The following is a 12,909-nucleotide window of genomic DNA, read 5'->3' on the forward strand; positions in this document are numbered from 1 at the left end:
ACGGCCGCGAAGGCCGTGGGGAACTACGCCGCGGCCATGCCACCGCCGGAGGCGGCCGGACCCTGGTACTGAGCGTCACCGAAGCCGAGGATGGCGTAGAAGACCGGGCCGAGCAGCGCCAGGCCGATGCCAAAGCCCGTGCCCTTGCCGAACGACTTCGCCATGTCGATGCCGATGATGAACAGCGCGATGATGTTCACGCACGGCAGCAGCGCCAGCACCACCCACCACGCCGGACGGCCGACGATCTGGGTCATCACATAGATGTTGTAGAACGGCACGATGGCCGCCCAGCCCGGCTGACCCGCCTTGGCGAACGTCTTCCACAGGCCGGCGATCGTCAGGCCGATGAAGGCCAGGTAGATGATCCAGAAGAGCGGGCCCGGGCCCGACGCCTGCTGGTCCTGCATCTGCTGCATCATCTCAATCTGCTGCTGATCCATGACTTCCCCCTCGGAAGTGTGGGCCCGTCCCGGTAGGCCGGGTCCCAGTTCACTCCCGAACAAACGCGAAGTCGGGGGGAGAAAGCAAATTCCTTCCCGACTGTCAGCGCGGGCCGCTCAGGCCTTCAGCGTCTCCGGCACCTGCCAGTCCGGCTTCAGGCGCTGGATGACCTTCACGAAATTCTCCTTGTCCTGGGCTTTCTCCAGGGCGGCTTCCGGGAGGATGACGTCGTCCTTCACCAGCCGCTCCAGGTGCATGTCCAGGGTCTGCATGCCCTGGCCCTGGCCGGCCTGCATCTTGGAGGCGATCTGGAACACCTTGCCCTCGCGAATCATGGCGGCGATGGCGGGGCTGCCCACCAGGATTTCGAGCGCCGCGACGCGGCCCTTGCCGTCCGAGGTCTTGATGAGCTGCTGGGCGACGATGCCGGCCAGCGACTCCGCGAGCATGCCGCGCACCTGTCCCTGCTCGTCCGCGGGGAAGGAATTGATGATGCGGTCGATGGTGGCGGGGGCGCTGTTGGTGTGCACGGTAGCGAAGACGAGCACGCCGAAGCTGGCCAGCTGGAGCGCCAGCTTCATCGTCTCGTTGGTGCGCAGCTCGCCGATGAGGATGACGTTGGGGTCCTCACGGCCGGCGGAGCGGATGGCGGTGGCGAAGCTGGAGGCGTGCGGGCCCACCTCGCGGTGGGTGACCTGGGACTTGAGCGATTCGTGCACGAACTCCACCGGGTCCTCGACGGTGAGCACGTGCGCCGGGCGCGTCTTGTTGATGTGGTTGATCATCCCCGCGAGCGTCGTGGACTTGCCGGAGCCCGTGGGGCCCGTCACCAGCACCAGCCCGCTGCGGCGGTCCGCCATCTTGCGCACCACCTCCGGCGTCTTCAGGTCCTCCAGCGACAGGACCTTGCTGGGGATGGTGCGGAACACGGCGCCAATGCCGGTCATCCGGTAGAAGTAGTTGGCGCGGAAGCGGGCCTTGGTGCCGTAGCCGTAGGCGAAGTCCAGGTCCAGCTCCTCGGTGATCTGCCGCTTCTGTTCGGGCGAGCAGATCTCGAAGAGCAGCGACTCCAGCTCCTCGGTGGTGAGGGCCTCTTCGCGCAGGGGCACGAGCTCGCCGCGGATGCGGCCCAGGGGCGGGTAGCCTACGCCCAGGTGCAGGTCGCTGCCCTTCTTGTCGAGCAGGACGTCGAACCAGGCGGCGATGCGGGGATTGTCCGTCATGTCAGGCGCCCTTCTTGCCAAGCAGTGAGCCCACCTTGGACAGCATCCGCGCGCCCTCCTGGGCGGTGGCGGGCGGGGGCACGGTGGGGGCGGCGCCGGGCCGCTTGCCCGTCACCATGGCTTCGATTTCGTCCGGGTTCTCCGCGAAGCCCTTCACCGTCTCCAGGGTCGCCTTGCCGGAGCGGGCCAGGTCCGCGAGCGAGTCCTCGAAGCGGATGATGCCCAGCGACTTGCCGCGCTGCTGGAGGGAGGGGATTTGATACGTCTTGTTGTCGCGGATGAGGTTGCCCAGGGCCACGGAGCCGGTGAGCACCTCGGCGGCGGCGACCAGGGACTTGCCGTCCGTGGCGGGCATCAGCCGCTGGCTGACGATGAGGCGCAGGCCGCTGGAGAGCGACAGCCGCACCTGCTGTTGATCCGCCGGCGGGAAGAGGTCGATGAGCCGGTCGATGGTCTTCGCCGCGCTGGGCGTGTTCATGGTGCTGATGAGCAGGTGGCCCGTCTCGCTGGCGGCGAGCGCCATGCGCACGGTCTCCGTGTCGCGCAGCTCGCCCACGACGATGACGTCCGGGTCCTCGCGGAGGCTGCCCTTGAGGGCGCTGGCGAAGGTGCGGGTGCTGGTGCCCACCTCGCGCTGGCTGATGAGGGCGCGCTTGCGCGGGTGTACGTACTCCACCGGGTCCTCGACGGTGAGCACGTGGTGCGTGGTCTCGCGGTTGATGATGTCCACCAGCGCGGCGAGCGTGCTCGTCTTGCCGTGGCCGGACGGGCCGGTGAGCACGATGAGGCCCTGGTGGTGGTGCGTGGCCTTGGCGATGTCCGCGGGCAGGCCCAGCGACTCCAGGGTGGGGATTTCGCGGGGGATGACGCGGAAGGTGCCCTTGAGGCCCGTGCGCTGGCGGCACACGTTGACGCGGAAGCGGCCGGTCTCCTCGGAGTCCAGCGCGAAGTCCACGCTGCCGTCCTTCTCCAGCACGTGCCGCAGCCGCTCCGGGATGATGGGGAGCAGCAGCCGCTCCACCGTCTCCGGGGACAGCGGCGTGTCCTGCGGGAGCAGCTCTCCGGCCAGGCGCATCAGCGGAGGCCGTCCGGCCACCAGGTGCAGGTCGCTGGCGGCCATGCTGCGCGCCTGCTCCAGCAGCACCGCCAGGTCGCGGCCCGGAGCGGAGGTCGCGCGTGAGATGGGGATGACCCGCGCGGGCGGATTCGCGCTGGCGCTGGAGTGGGCCACGGCGCCCGAATGGGCCGCCGCGGTGGAGTGGGCCGCCGCGCCCGCGTATCCGCCTGCGCCCGCGTGGGACGGGGCGGATCCCGCGTGTGAAGCGGCGCCCGAGTGGGCCGCTGCGCCCGGGTGAGCCGCGGCGCCGGGAGCTGCGCGCGCGGCGGCTCCGGCACCCAGGCCACCAGACTGCGCGGCTCGCGCGTCCACGGGCGCGGAGACGGCGGGCACTCCCGCGTAGGGCGTGCGCGTGGGGGCCTGCGCGGACACCGCGGGCATTCCCGCGTAGGGCGTGCGCGTGGGCGCGGCAGGCGCCGCTGGAGCCGCGGCGGCTGCTGGAGCCGCCGCCGCCGCCGCGCCCTCCGTGCCCCTCGTGAGGCGCACGTTCATCAGCTCGCCCCGGCGCACCGCCGCGATGTTGAGGGAACCCAGGCCCGTGGCGTTCACCTGCCACTGCACTGGTGTCTCCGACACCGTGGACGCGCGCGCCATGCCCACCATCGCCTGGAGGGCCTTCACGAGCTCATCGGTGGAGAGTGCGCCTGGATCGATGGGCTCGTACCCGTTGGCGCCGCGCACCATCGGAGGACGGCCGCTGGCCAGGGCCAGCTCGGTGATTCCAGGACGCGAGAGATGACGCAGCAGTTCCGCGAGCGGTTTCATTCAGGGGGGAGGCCCCACCGCTGCCGTGCGTCAGGCCCGGCGGGGTGGAAACTCCCGCGAGGATAGTCGACCGCCACGCTCCAGGTCACCCTGGGGGCATGGGCCCAAACGCACGACGGGAGCGGCCGTGCGAGGGCCCCTCCCGTCGGGTCCAACCGATTTCGTTGGGGTGCTGAGGACTACAGCTCGCGCGACATCAGGAGCCGCAGCTTACCGGACTTCTTGGAGACCACCGTGGCCACCGTGGTGAAGCCCGCCTTGCGGTAGAAGCCCACCGCCGGCGCGTTCGCCGGATCCACGCGCAGCGCGATGGTCTTGCGGTACATGTCGCGCGCCGCGTCCAGCGCCTTGTCCAGCAGCATGGCGCCCACGCCGTGGCGCCGCAGCTCCGGCTTCACCACGATGTTGCGCAGGTAGGCCGCGCCCGGCACCGGACCGTCGCGCTCCACCGTCACGTAGCCCACCACCTGGTTCTGCAGCCGCGCCACGTGGAGGAAGGGCTTCAGCTGGGTGAGGGCCTTGAGGCTCTCCTCCTGCGTCTCACCCCGCCCCTTCCAGGGCTCGGAGTTGGCGCGCAGGGCCGACACCGTGGTCAGGTCCTCGTCGGTGGGCGGACCGAATTTGACCCCGGTCACAAGATCGTTGGGGAGCGTCGCTCCATCCAGCACCGGCGTGGGGGCCGCCACCTCGACGCCAGGGTCCACCTGCTTCATCGTCATCGCCTTGCTCCTCCGTCGCGTCCGCGATCCTAACCGGTCCCCCCGTACCCATGCACGCGATCATTCCGCGCGCATTGTCCTCTTTTCAGTGTGGGGAGACGTCCTCCTCCCAGGCGGGGAGCAGGAACTACTCGAACCCCCGTCGGCGGGAGCGTCATTCCGGGAAGACGCGTTCCGCCCCGCCGTCTGGACTGCGAGCGGCCTTCCGCGCGGAGCGTGGGGCCATTATAAAACCCCTGTCCGGGTCCCCCTCGGTCCGAGTTCTGCCCCTTGCAACTCAACCACGCCCAGCGCGAGCTGACGCTCAAGATCGTTTATTACGGCCCCGGGTTGAGCGGGAAGACGACGAACTTGCGCAAGCTGCACGCGCGAGCGCGGCCGGACGTGCGAGGGCGCCTCCTGTCGGTGGATACCCACGACGACCGGACGCTCTTCTTCGACCTGCTGCCCGTCTTCTTCTCCACCTCCACGGGCTTCAAGGTGAAGGTGAAGCTCTTCACCGTGCCCGGTCAGGTCATCCACAACGCCACGCGGCGGGTGGTGCTCCAGGGCGCGGACGCGGTGGTCTTCATCGCGGACAGCCGGCGCGGGGCGGCCCAGGAGAACAACGCCTACTGGCGCAACCTGCAGGAGAACCTGCGGGAGATGGAGCTGGACCCCACGCAGGTGCCGGTGGTCATCCAGTTCAACAAGCGCGACCTGCCCGACAGCCTGACGGACGAGGAGCTGGCGGAGGTGCAGCGCCGGGGCAGCCAGCCGGTGGTGGGCTCCGTGGCCGTGCGAGGCGAGGGCGTGGTGGAGACCTTCCATGCCGTGGTGCAGACGGCCTGGCGCGCGCTGGAGGGCCGGGCGCAGCTGTCGCGCAACGTGGGCCTGAGCGAAGAGGAGTTCCTGGGGCAGATCTTCCGTCACATCGACCTGAGCGGCACGGCGCTGGAGGGGCGGTACGGCCCTGGCGCCATGCCTGGCGGCAGGGAGAGCGGGAGGGCGCCATGAGCGGCGCGTCAGGCGGAGGACCCCGGAACACCGCGAGCGCGCCCCGGCGCGAGTCCGCGCTCCAGCGGCGGCTGTCGCTGGGGGACCTCCTGGATCTGCCATCCTTCACGGAGGTGGTGAAGGGCTTCAGCGACCTGTACCGCGTGGGCATCAAGGTGCTGGACACGCGCGGCAACAAGCTGGCGGACGTGAAGGTGGGCCACGGCGACTTCTGCGCCTACGTCTTCTCCTTCCCGGACGGGCGCCACGCGTGCACCGCCATGGTGGGCCGGGTGAAGGACGGCCCCGTGCTGCCGGAGGCCGGCGGGCGCGTGGCGGACGGAGACGTCTCCGAAGCGGCGGGCCTCATCGCGCTCACCTGCTTCACCGGCCTGCGCTACGTGGTGATGCCGGTGCGCTGGGACGGCGACCTCCTGGGCCGGGTCATCCTGGGGCCCTTCACGCCGGAGGAGCTGACGGACTTCCCGGAGACGCTCACCAGCATCCACGGCCTGGACCTGGAGCGCGCGCAGGAGCTCCTGGGCCGCGTGCGCCGCGTGCCGGAGCGCACCGCCGCGCAGGTGCTGGGGCACTTCGGCCAGGTGCTGGGCGCGCTCGTCGCCAGCGGGCAGAAGGCGTACCTGGCCACGCACCTGCATCTGGAGTCCACGCTGGAGGTGCACCGCGAGCTGGAGGCGCAGAACGCGCGGCTGCTCCAGGCGAACGCGCGGTTGAAGGAGCTGGACCGGTTGAAGTCCACCTTCCTGGGCACGGTGAGCCACGAGCTGCGCACGCCGCTCGCGTCCATCCTGGGCTACTCGGAGATGATGGCGGAAGGGCTGGCGGGGCCGCTCAACCCGGAGCAGCTCCAGTATGTGCGCACCATCGTGGAGAAGGGCGAGACGCTCCTCTCGATGATCTCCTCGCTCTTGGACCTGAGCCAGATTGAAGCGGGGCGCCTGCGCCTGTCCATGGCGCCGGTGGATCCGGGCTACGTCATCCAGACGGCGGTCTCCAGCGTGCTGCCGCAGGCGCAGCGCAAGGGCCTGGAGCTGGAGGTGCGGCTGCCGCACACGCCGCAGCCCCGGCTCGCCGGAGACCTGGACAAGCTGCGGCAGGTGGTGGTGAACCTGCTGGCCAACGCGGTGAAGTTCACGCCCGCGGGTGGCCGGGTGAAGGTGACGCTGTCGGACGCGGCGATGCAGCAGGAGCTGGGCGTGCCCGGCTACCGCATCAGCGTGGAGGACACCGGCGTGGGCATCCGCGCCGAGGAGTTCGAGCGCATCTTCCAGAGCTTCTACCAGGTGGACGGCAGCTCCACGCGTGAGTTCGGCGGCGCGGGGCTGGGCCTGGCCATCGTGAAGAGCCTGGTGGAGGGCCACGGCGGCCGGGTGCGCGTGGAGAGCGAGTTCGGCCACGGCTCGCGCTTCATCGTCCAGTTGCCGCTGCACCCGCCCATGCAGGGCGGGCTGACCGCCGCGCCGCCCATGCCGGAGCCAGACCGCTTCTAGCGGTCGCCGGAGCCAGACCGCTTCTGACGCGGTCAGGGATGGTGGGGCTCGATGAGCCCCGGGCCGCCCGGGTTGTTCGGGAGGAACTCCGGCAGGCGCGTCTGCACGAGCGCGCCCACGAGCCCCAGCAGCATCACCACGCCCAGCGCGCGGCCCAGCCGCAGCGTGAGCGAGCGCTGCTCCGACACGCGCGCCACGAGGATGAAGTTGATGGCGGCGCTGGCGAGCGACGCGATGATGGCGCCCACTCCGGCCGTCGTGGGGGAGATGGTGCCGTTGGCGCACAGCGACGCGGCGGACGCCACCGCGGACGCGCTGGACACCAGGCCGCCCACGGCGCTCACCGCGTAGAAGCCCCAGCGGCCCAGCAGCGTCTGGCCCACCGTGCCCACCACCTGGAGCGCCAGGAAGATGAGGCCGAACTTCAGCGCGGACGGCAGGGAGAAGGGCGACTTGAGGGGCAGGGCGGGGGGCTCGGCGCCGGGCGTGGCCTCCTTGCGCGAGCGCACCAGCGCCAGGCCCGTGCTGGACAGGAGGATGAGGACCAGCGGGATGGCGGAGTCCACCAGCGCGCGGAAGGAGAGCAGCCCCAGGAGCACGGCGTTGCGCAGCGCCATGGCGGCGGTGGCCAGCATCACCCCCCGGTAGGCCACGTCGAGCAGGCGTCCGGACGTCTCGCGCACGCGGTTGGCCAGCTCCGCCACGGTGACGGTGCTGTTGACGAGCCCGCCCAGGAACCCCGTCACCTCCACGCCGTGCGTGCCGAACATCTTCCACAGCAGGTAGTTCACGAAGCCGATGGCCGCGATGAGGATGACGGTCACCCACGCGGCGCGCGGCTCGATGAGGCCCCACGGGTCCACCGGCTGCGCGGGCAGCACCGGGTAGATGGCGAAGGCGAGGATGGCCAGCAGGATGGCGCTGCGCAGCTCCTCGGCGGTGATTTTGTGGCTGAAGGTGGCCATCCGCTCCTTCCACGCGAGCAGGCCCGCCGTCGTCACGCCCACCGCCGCGGGCGTCACCGTGTGGCCCAGGCCGCACAGCACGCCGGTGAAGCCCGTGACGAGCAGCGCGGCGGACGTGGTCAGCTCCGCGCCGCCGTTGGCGCGCAGGGACTGCCAGTTGAGGAAGCACAGCAGCACGCCCAGGAGCGCGAGGCTGAGCAGCGCGAAGTTCGGACCCAGCAGGCCGCCCATGCCGCCCAGCAGCGCCGCGAAGCCGAACGTGCGCAGACCGGCCTCCTTGCCGCGCCACTCGCGCTCCAGCCCGACGAACAGGCCCACCGCGAGCGCGAGCGTCAGCCGCATCAGCGTCTGGAGCGGCGGCCATGCGACGACGGGGGGAAGACCTTCGATCATGCGGAAACCCTCTCCCATCTCTCTCTGCTCGCCTGTCGGGCGGACGTCAACGCCGCACCCCGTCACGCGCGAAGCCCTCGAACCATCAGGCCTGGCCCTCCCGCCCGGCGCGGTCGTTCCAAACCTGTCCGACAGTCGGACAGGTTCGGCTGGGGCTCCGCCGATGGCAGGCCCAGCGGGAAGAGTGGGCTCTTCTCCGGAAGGACGCACCCTCCGCGTCAGGTGAGGGCGCGGGGGCCTTCAGGGGCAGGGCCGCCGCTGATGACGTGCAGCCGCTCCCAGCCCTGGCGCGCGAGGAGCTGATGCAGCCGGAGCCGCAGCGCCGCCTGCAACGCCTTCACTCCGGCCTCGTCCTTCAATGACAGCGCGGGCAGCGACCAGCGTTCGCGCACGCGCGCGTCCATGCCGGGAGCATGGTCCGCGACGTCGATGAGGACGTAGTGCGATGCGGGCACGGTCCGGTCGCGCAGGGGCGCGGCGCGCAGGTTCGCCTCCCGCATCAGCGCCTCCACCGCCGGCGGCGGCCCGTCATCCAGCCCCGAGCCCGGCGGCGGCGCCACCACCGCCCGCGCCCGGTCCGGGTGCGCCAGCGTGTTGAAGAGGGCGGCGGCCAGGTGCGCGGGCCCTGCTTCCGCGCACTCGAAGACGACCGTTTCCACGGCCGTGGGCGCCGGCCTCGGCGTGCCGCCCAGCAGCCACCGGAAGAGGAACACCGCCAGCGCCGCGCCCAAAAGCTGCGCCGCGACGAAGGACTCCACCTCCCACGGGCTCATCACGCCCACGTGGGCGCTGGCCGCTCGCGCCAGCACCAGCGCCGGGTTCGCCAGCGAGCGCGAGTCCGTGAACCACACCGTCGCCGCCACGTACCCCGCGATGGCCAGCGGCGTCGCCGACGGGCGCGTGCGCACGCAGCCCCGCACCACCACCAGCAGCCCGAACGTGGCCACCATCTCCGTGAGGAACCGCGCCCCGTCCGCCGCGGGCACCCTCGCGGTGAGCAGCAGCGGCTCATTGCACATGCGGTGCGCGATGAGCCGCCCCACCAGGCTGCCGGACAGCTGCGCCAGCGCGTACAGCGGCACCTCGCGCCAGGGCGTGCGGTCCCCCAGCGCGTCCGCGAAGGTGAGCGCCGGATTCAGGTGCGCGCCCGACAGCGGACGCAGCACCCACAAGAGGCACGCCAGCACCGCGCCGCAGGACAGGGACATGAAGAGGCGTCCCTCCGTGGCGCTCGCGCCCAGGTGCTCCGCGACGTGGTGCGACCCCTCCAGCGCCACCACCAGCAGCCCGCAGCCCAGCGCTTCCGTCACCAGCCGGCGGCGCAGGTCCATGGGTGTGGAGGAAGAGGGCACTCCCCAGTCCTATGCCTGGGCGGTCCGACACCGTCAACGCCGCGCGCCCCCATCTCGCGCTCGCGTTCGCGGGTCGTCATTGCGTCCCCCGGCGCGAGCGTGGTCTTCAGTGCCGCATGCCCGGCGAGTTCGACCTCATCCAACGCTTCCTCGCCTGCTTCCCGCGCGCGCGAGTGCCGGTGGGCCCGGGAGACGACTGCGCCGTGCTCGCTCCTTCCAAGGGCGCGCTGTGCGTCACCACCGACGCAGTGGTGGAGGACGTGCACTTCACCCGCGCCACGTTCTCCGCCGCGGACATCGGCCACAAGGCGCTCGCGGTGAACCTGTCGGACCTGGCCGCGATGGGCGCCACGCCGCGCTGGTTCGTCTGCGCGCTCGCGCTGCCCCGGGACTTCCCCGCTCGCGAAGTCTCCGCCCTGGGCCGGGGCATGGCCGCGCTCGCGAAGGCCCACCGCATCATGCTCGTGGGCGGCAACTTCACCTCCGCGCGCGAGGTGTCCGTCACCCTCACCGTCACCGGCGAGCTGTCCCACGCGCCCATCACCCGCGCGGGCGCCCGGCCCGGAGACCTCCTCTATGTCTCCGGCACCCTGGGCGACGCGCGCCTGGGGCTCCAGCACCTCCAGGCCGGCGTCCCCGGTAGCCATCGGAGCGCGGCCGTGAGACGCCAGCGGCGCCCCGAGCCCCGGGTCGCCCTGGGGAGGCTGGCCGCGCGCTTCGCCTCCGCCGGGATGGACGTGTCGGATGGCCTGGCGCAGGACCTGGGCCACCTGTGCACCGCGTCCCGGGTGGGCGCGGAGCTGGAACTGGACCGGCTGCCCCTGTCACCCGCCGTGCGCGCGGCGCTGGGGCCGGAGGGTGCCCTGCGGGGAGGGGAGGACTACGAGCTGTTGCTCGCCGTCCCACCTTCACGCATGCAGGCGTTCGAGCGCGCGTGCGCCCGCGCCGGGCAGGAGGTGACGCGCGTGGGAGTGCTCACCCGGGAGCGGACATTGCGAATCCGAGACGCCGGGGGGCATGTTCTGACCCCTCCATCCGGATTCGATCACTTCGCCCGGTCAAGCAGGCAGATCCGGCCGGATGATTGACCCGTACCGGACAGCAAGGCTAAACCCCTGGGCTGTTTTCCGCCCCTCCCGCTGAAAGCACTCCGTGCGCCGCCCCCTTCGCGACGACCCCTCCTCCGGCCTCACCCCCCGACGCGAGCCGGTGCAGCGACTGCTGCGCGCCGTCGAGGGTCCCAAGGCGGTTCGCGAGCAGTCCCTGCACCGGAAGATCACCACCGGCTACATCCTGCTGGGCCTGCTGCTGGGCACGTGGCTGCTCTGCACGGAGAGCCTCTTCGACGCGTCCTGGGGCCGCTGGAGCTTCATCATCCGCGTGGGCGTGGGCGTGCTCATCACCTTCGGTGGCGCCACGTTCCTGCCGTCGCTCCTGGCGCGCGTCACCCGCGTGAAGGTGCTCAGCCGCTCCGCCTTTGAAATCTCGCAGGGCGACCTGTCCAAGCCCGTGGCCGCGGAGGTGCACAGCACCCGCGACGAAATCGACGAGCTGACGGGCGCCATCTCCCGCATGCAGGAGAACCTGCGCGAGCTGGTGGGCAAGATTCAAGACACCGCCAAGAGCGTGGCGGACACCGCCATCGACCTTCAGCGCAGCGCGGAGAACGTCAACGGGTCCACCGAGGAGGTGGGCTCGTCGATGGACAAGATCGCCAGCGGCGCGGAGACCCAGTCGCAGCTGGTGTCCCAGGCCTCCAAGGTCATCACGGAGATGGCCGGCAGCATCCAGCGCACGGCGGCCAGCGCCCTGGACGCGGCCCGCACGTCCGCGGAGACCAGCAGCAGCGCGGAGGACGGCTCCAAGGCGGCGCGGCTCGCGGGCGACAAGGTGAAGAAGGTCTTCAACCGCATCGAGTCCGCCAGCCAGCAGGTGTTCGCCTTCGGCGAGAAGACGCAGGAGATTTCGAAGATCGTCGACGCCATCACCCAGGTGGCGCAGCAGACGAACCTCCTGGCCCTCAACGCCACCATCGAAGCGGCGCGCGCGGGCGAGTACGGCCGCGGCTTCGCGGTGGTGGCGGATGAGGTGCGCAAGCTGGCGGAGAGCGCGGGCCGCTCCGCGGAGCAGATCTCCCGCCTGGCGCGCGACATCTCCGGCCAGTCCACCTCCGTCGTCAGCGCCATGAAGGAAGGCATCGCGGAGCTGGCGGAGGGCCGTGAGGACCTCACCGACATCATGCGCTCCATGGGGGCCATCACCGACACCGCCCGCAAGGGCGCGGAGAAGGTGACGCTCATCTCCGACAGCACCCGCGACCAGATGAAGGGCAGCGAGGAGATGGTGAAGGCCATCGAGGAGATCAAGCTCGTGGCGAAGAACAACGCCAGCTCCACGGAGGCCATCCAGGCCGTCATCCAGGAGCAGACGGCCGCGGTGTCGCGGATGACGTCGCTGGCGAGCGAGCTGACCAACCTCTCCGTGGAGCTGCAGAGCGTGGTGCGCAGCTTCCGCCTGGGGCCCTGAAGCCCCCATCCCCCGCCTTTCCGCCGCCTTCCGGCACCAGGGCCTTCACCGTGCGGCACGTCATCTTCCGGGTCGAGAAGGAACGCTACGGGTTGCCCTTGTCGGCCGTCCGGGAGGTCGTCGTTCCCCCGGAGCGCTACACCCGTGTACCGCGCGCCCCCGCCGCCATCACCGGGGTGATGAACCTGCGGGGCCGGGTGGTGACGGTGGTGGAGCTGCGCCAGCTGCTCCACCTGCCAGAAGGTCCCACGCCCCTGTGCCGTGTCGTGCTACTGGACCGGGGTCGCAGGGATTTGGGACTGCTGGTCACGGACGTGGATGGCATCGAGGCGGTGGAGCGCGTCAGCGCCGCGCCGGGCAAGGTCATGCCCGCGGTTCGCGGCGTTGCCCGCCTGGGCGGTCTGGGAGTGACCGTGCTGGATCCGGAAGGACTTGATGCGGCGGTCGTTGCCTTGTTCACTCCCTCCAAGTGAGTAGCCCCCCGGAAACGGCCGGTGATAGGGTGCGCTCCCTCTAGGCCTGAAACGGAGGCGGAGTTCTTCACATGGCTAAGCGGGTGCTGGTCGTCGACGACGCCATCTTCATGCGCAACATGATCAAGGACATCTTTGCGTCTGGAGGGTTCGAGGTCGTCGGTGAGGCGGCCAACGGCCTGGAGGCCGTGGAGAAGTTCAAGGAGTTGAAGCCGGACCTCACGACGATGGACATCGTGATGCCCTTCAAGAGTGGCATTGAAGCCACGCGGGAAATCATCAAGGCCGACAGCAGCGCGGTCGTCATCATGTGCTCGGCGCTCGGGCAGGAGAGCCTGGTGATGGAGGCCATCGAGGCGGGTGCCTCGGACTTCATCGTCAAGCCGTTCCGGGCGGAGGACGTGCTGGCGGTCGTGAAGAAGGTGTTGGGCGAGGCCTGAATCGGC

Annotated in this window: 12 protein-coding genes; 6 read left to right on the forward strand and 6 right to left on the reverse strand. The window is 70.7% G+C overall.

The window, feature by feature from the left end:
• Nucleotides 1-23 precede the first annotated feature (23 nt).
• The 4 genes from JYJ93_RS07190 to JYJ93_RS07205 form a co-directional block, all read right to left on the reverse strand.
• Complete coding sequence (locus tag JYJ93_RS07190; RefSeq protein ID WP_206787500.1) at nt 24-443, reverse strand: DUF5684 domain-containing protein; 420 nt, start codon at nt 441-443, stop codon at nt 24-26.
• 117 nt (nt 444-560) lie between these two features.
• Entirely contained in the window at nt 561-1,667 is a 1,107-nt protein-coding gene (locus tag JYJ93_RS07195; RefSeq protein ID WP_206787502.1) for a PilT/PilU family type 4a pilus ATPase, read from the reverse strand.
• 1 nt (nt 1,668) lies between these two features.
• The gene (locus JYJ93_RS07200; protein WP_242543702.1) at nt 1,669-3,549 is read right to left on the reverse strand and encodes a PilT/PilU family type 4a pilus ATPase; all 1,881 of its coding nucleotides are present in this window, start codon (nt 3,547-3,549) and stop codon (nt 1,669-1,671) included.
• A 179-nt stretch (nt 3,550-3,728) separates the two neighbouring features.
• Nucleotides 3,729-4,268: a GNAT family N-acetyltransferase gene (locus JYJ93_RS07205; RefSeq protein ID WP_206787503.1), complete on the reverse strand. Its 540-nt coding sequence runs from the start codon at nt 4,266-4,268 to the stop codon at nt 3,729-3,731.
• Nucleotides 4,269-4,538: 270 nt separating this feature from the next.
• Between JYJ93_RS07205 and JYJ93_RS07210 the strand changes: the two genes are divergently transcribed.
• Together JYJ93_RS07210 and JYJ93_RS07215 are read left to right on the forward strand one after the other, a co-directional pair.
• Nucleotides 4,539-5,264 carry an ADP-ribosylation factor-like protein gene (locus JYJ93_RS07210; protein ID WP_120561098.1) on the forward strand — a complete coding sequence of 242 codons (726 nt, stop codon included), beginning with the start codon at nt 4,539-4,541 and terminating at the stop codon, nt 5,262-5,264.
• The gene (locus JYJ93_RS07215; RefSeq protein ID WP_206787504.1) at nt 5,261-6,754 is read left to right on the forward strand and encodes an ATP-binding protein; all 1,494 of its coding nucleotides are present in this window, start codon (nt 5,261-5,263) and stop codon (nt 6,752-6,754) included. The genes JYJ93_RS07210 and JYJ93_RS07215 overlap by 4 nt, the downstream gene beginning before the upstream one ends.
• 32 nt (nt 6,755-6,786) lie before the next feature.
• Here JYJ93_RS07215 and JYJ93_RS07220 read toward each other — a convergent pair whose 3' ends face one another.
• Nucleotides 6,787-8,112 carry an MgtC/SapB family protein gene (locus tag JYJ93_RS07220; protein ID WP_206787505.1) on the reverse strand — a complete coding sequence of 442 codons (1,326 nt, stop codon included), beginning with the start codon at nt 8,110-8,112 and terminating at the stop codon, nt 6,787-6,789.
• Between the two features lie 218 nt (nt 8,113-8,330).
• Nucleotides 8,331-9,464, reverse strand: a complete 1,134-nt coding sequence (locus JYJ93_RS07225) for an aquaporin (RefSeq protein ID WP_330166758.1) — start codon at nt 9,462-9,464, stop codon at nt 8,331-8,333.
• A gap of 116 nt (nt 9,465-9,580) precedes the next feature.
• On the opposite strand from JYJ93_RS07225, the gene thiL reads away from it, so the two are divergent.
• The 4 genes from thiL (at nt 9,581) to JYJ93_RS07245 (ending at nt 12,903) form a co-directional block, all read left to right on the forward strand.
• A complete protein-coding gene (thiL, locus tag JYJ93_RS07230) occupies nt 9,581-10,552 on the forward strand; it encodes a thiamine-phosphate kinase (protein ID WP_206787506.1) in 972 nt (323 codons plus the stop codon).
• A 64-nt stretch (nt 10,553-10,616) separates the two neighbouring features.
• The gene (locus JYJ93_RS07235; RefSeq protein WP_206787507.1) at nt 10,617-11,990 is read left to right on the forward strand and encodes a methyl-accepting chemotaxis protein; all 1,374 of its coding nucleotides are present in this window, start codon (nt 10,617-10,619) and stop codon (nt 11,988-11,990) included.
• A gap of 50 nt (nt 11,991-12,040) precedes the next feature.
• Entirely contained in the window at nt 12,041-12,463 is a 423-nt protein-coding gene (locus tag JYJ93_RS07240; protein ID WP_014400068.1) for a chemotaxis protein CheW, read from the forward strand.
• Between the two features lie 71 nt (nt 12,464-12,534).
• Nucleotides 12,535-12,903, forward strand: coding sequence for a response regulator (locus tag JYJ93_RS07245; protein WP_014400067.1), 369 nt, complete (start codon nt 12,535-12,537; stop codon nt 12,901-12,903).
• Nucleotides 12,904-12,909: the final 6 nt, after the last annotated feature.

This window comes from Corallococcus sp. NCSPR001 (genome assembly GCF_017309135.1).
GTDB lineage: Bacteria > Myxococcota > Myxococcia > Myxococcales > Myxococcaceae > Corallococcus.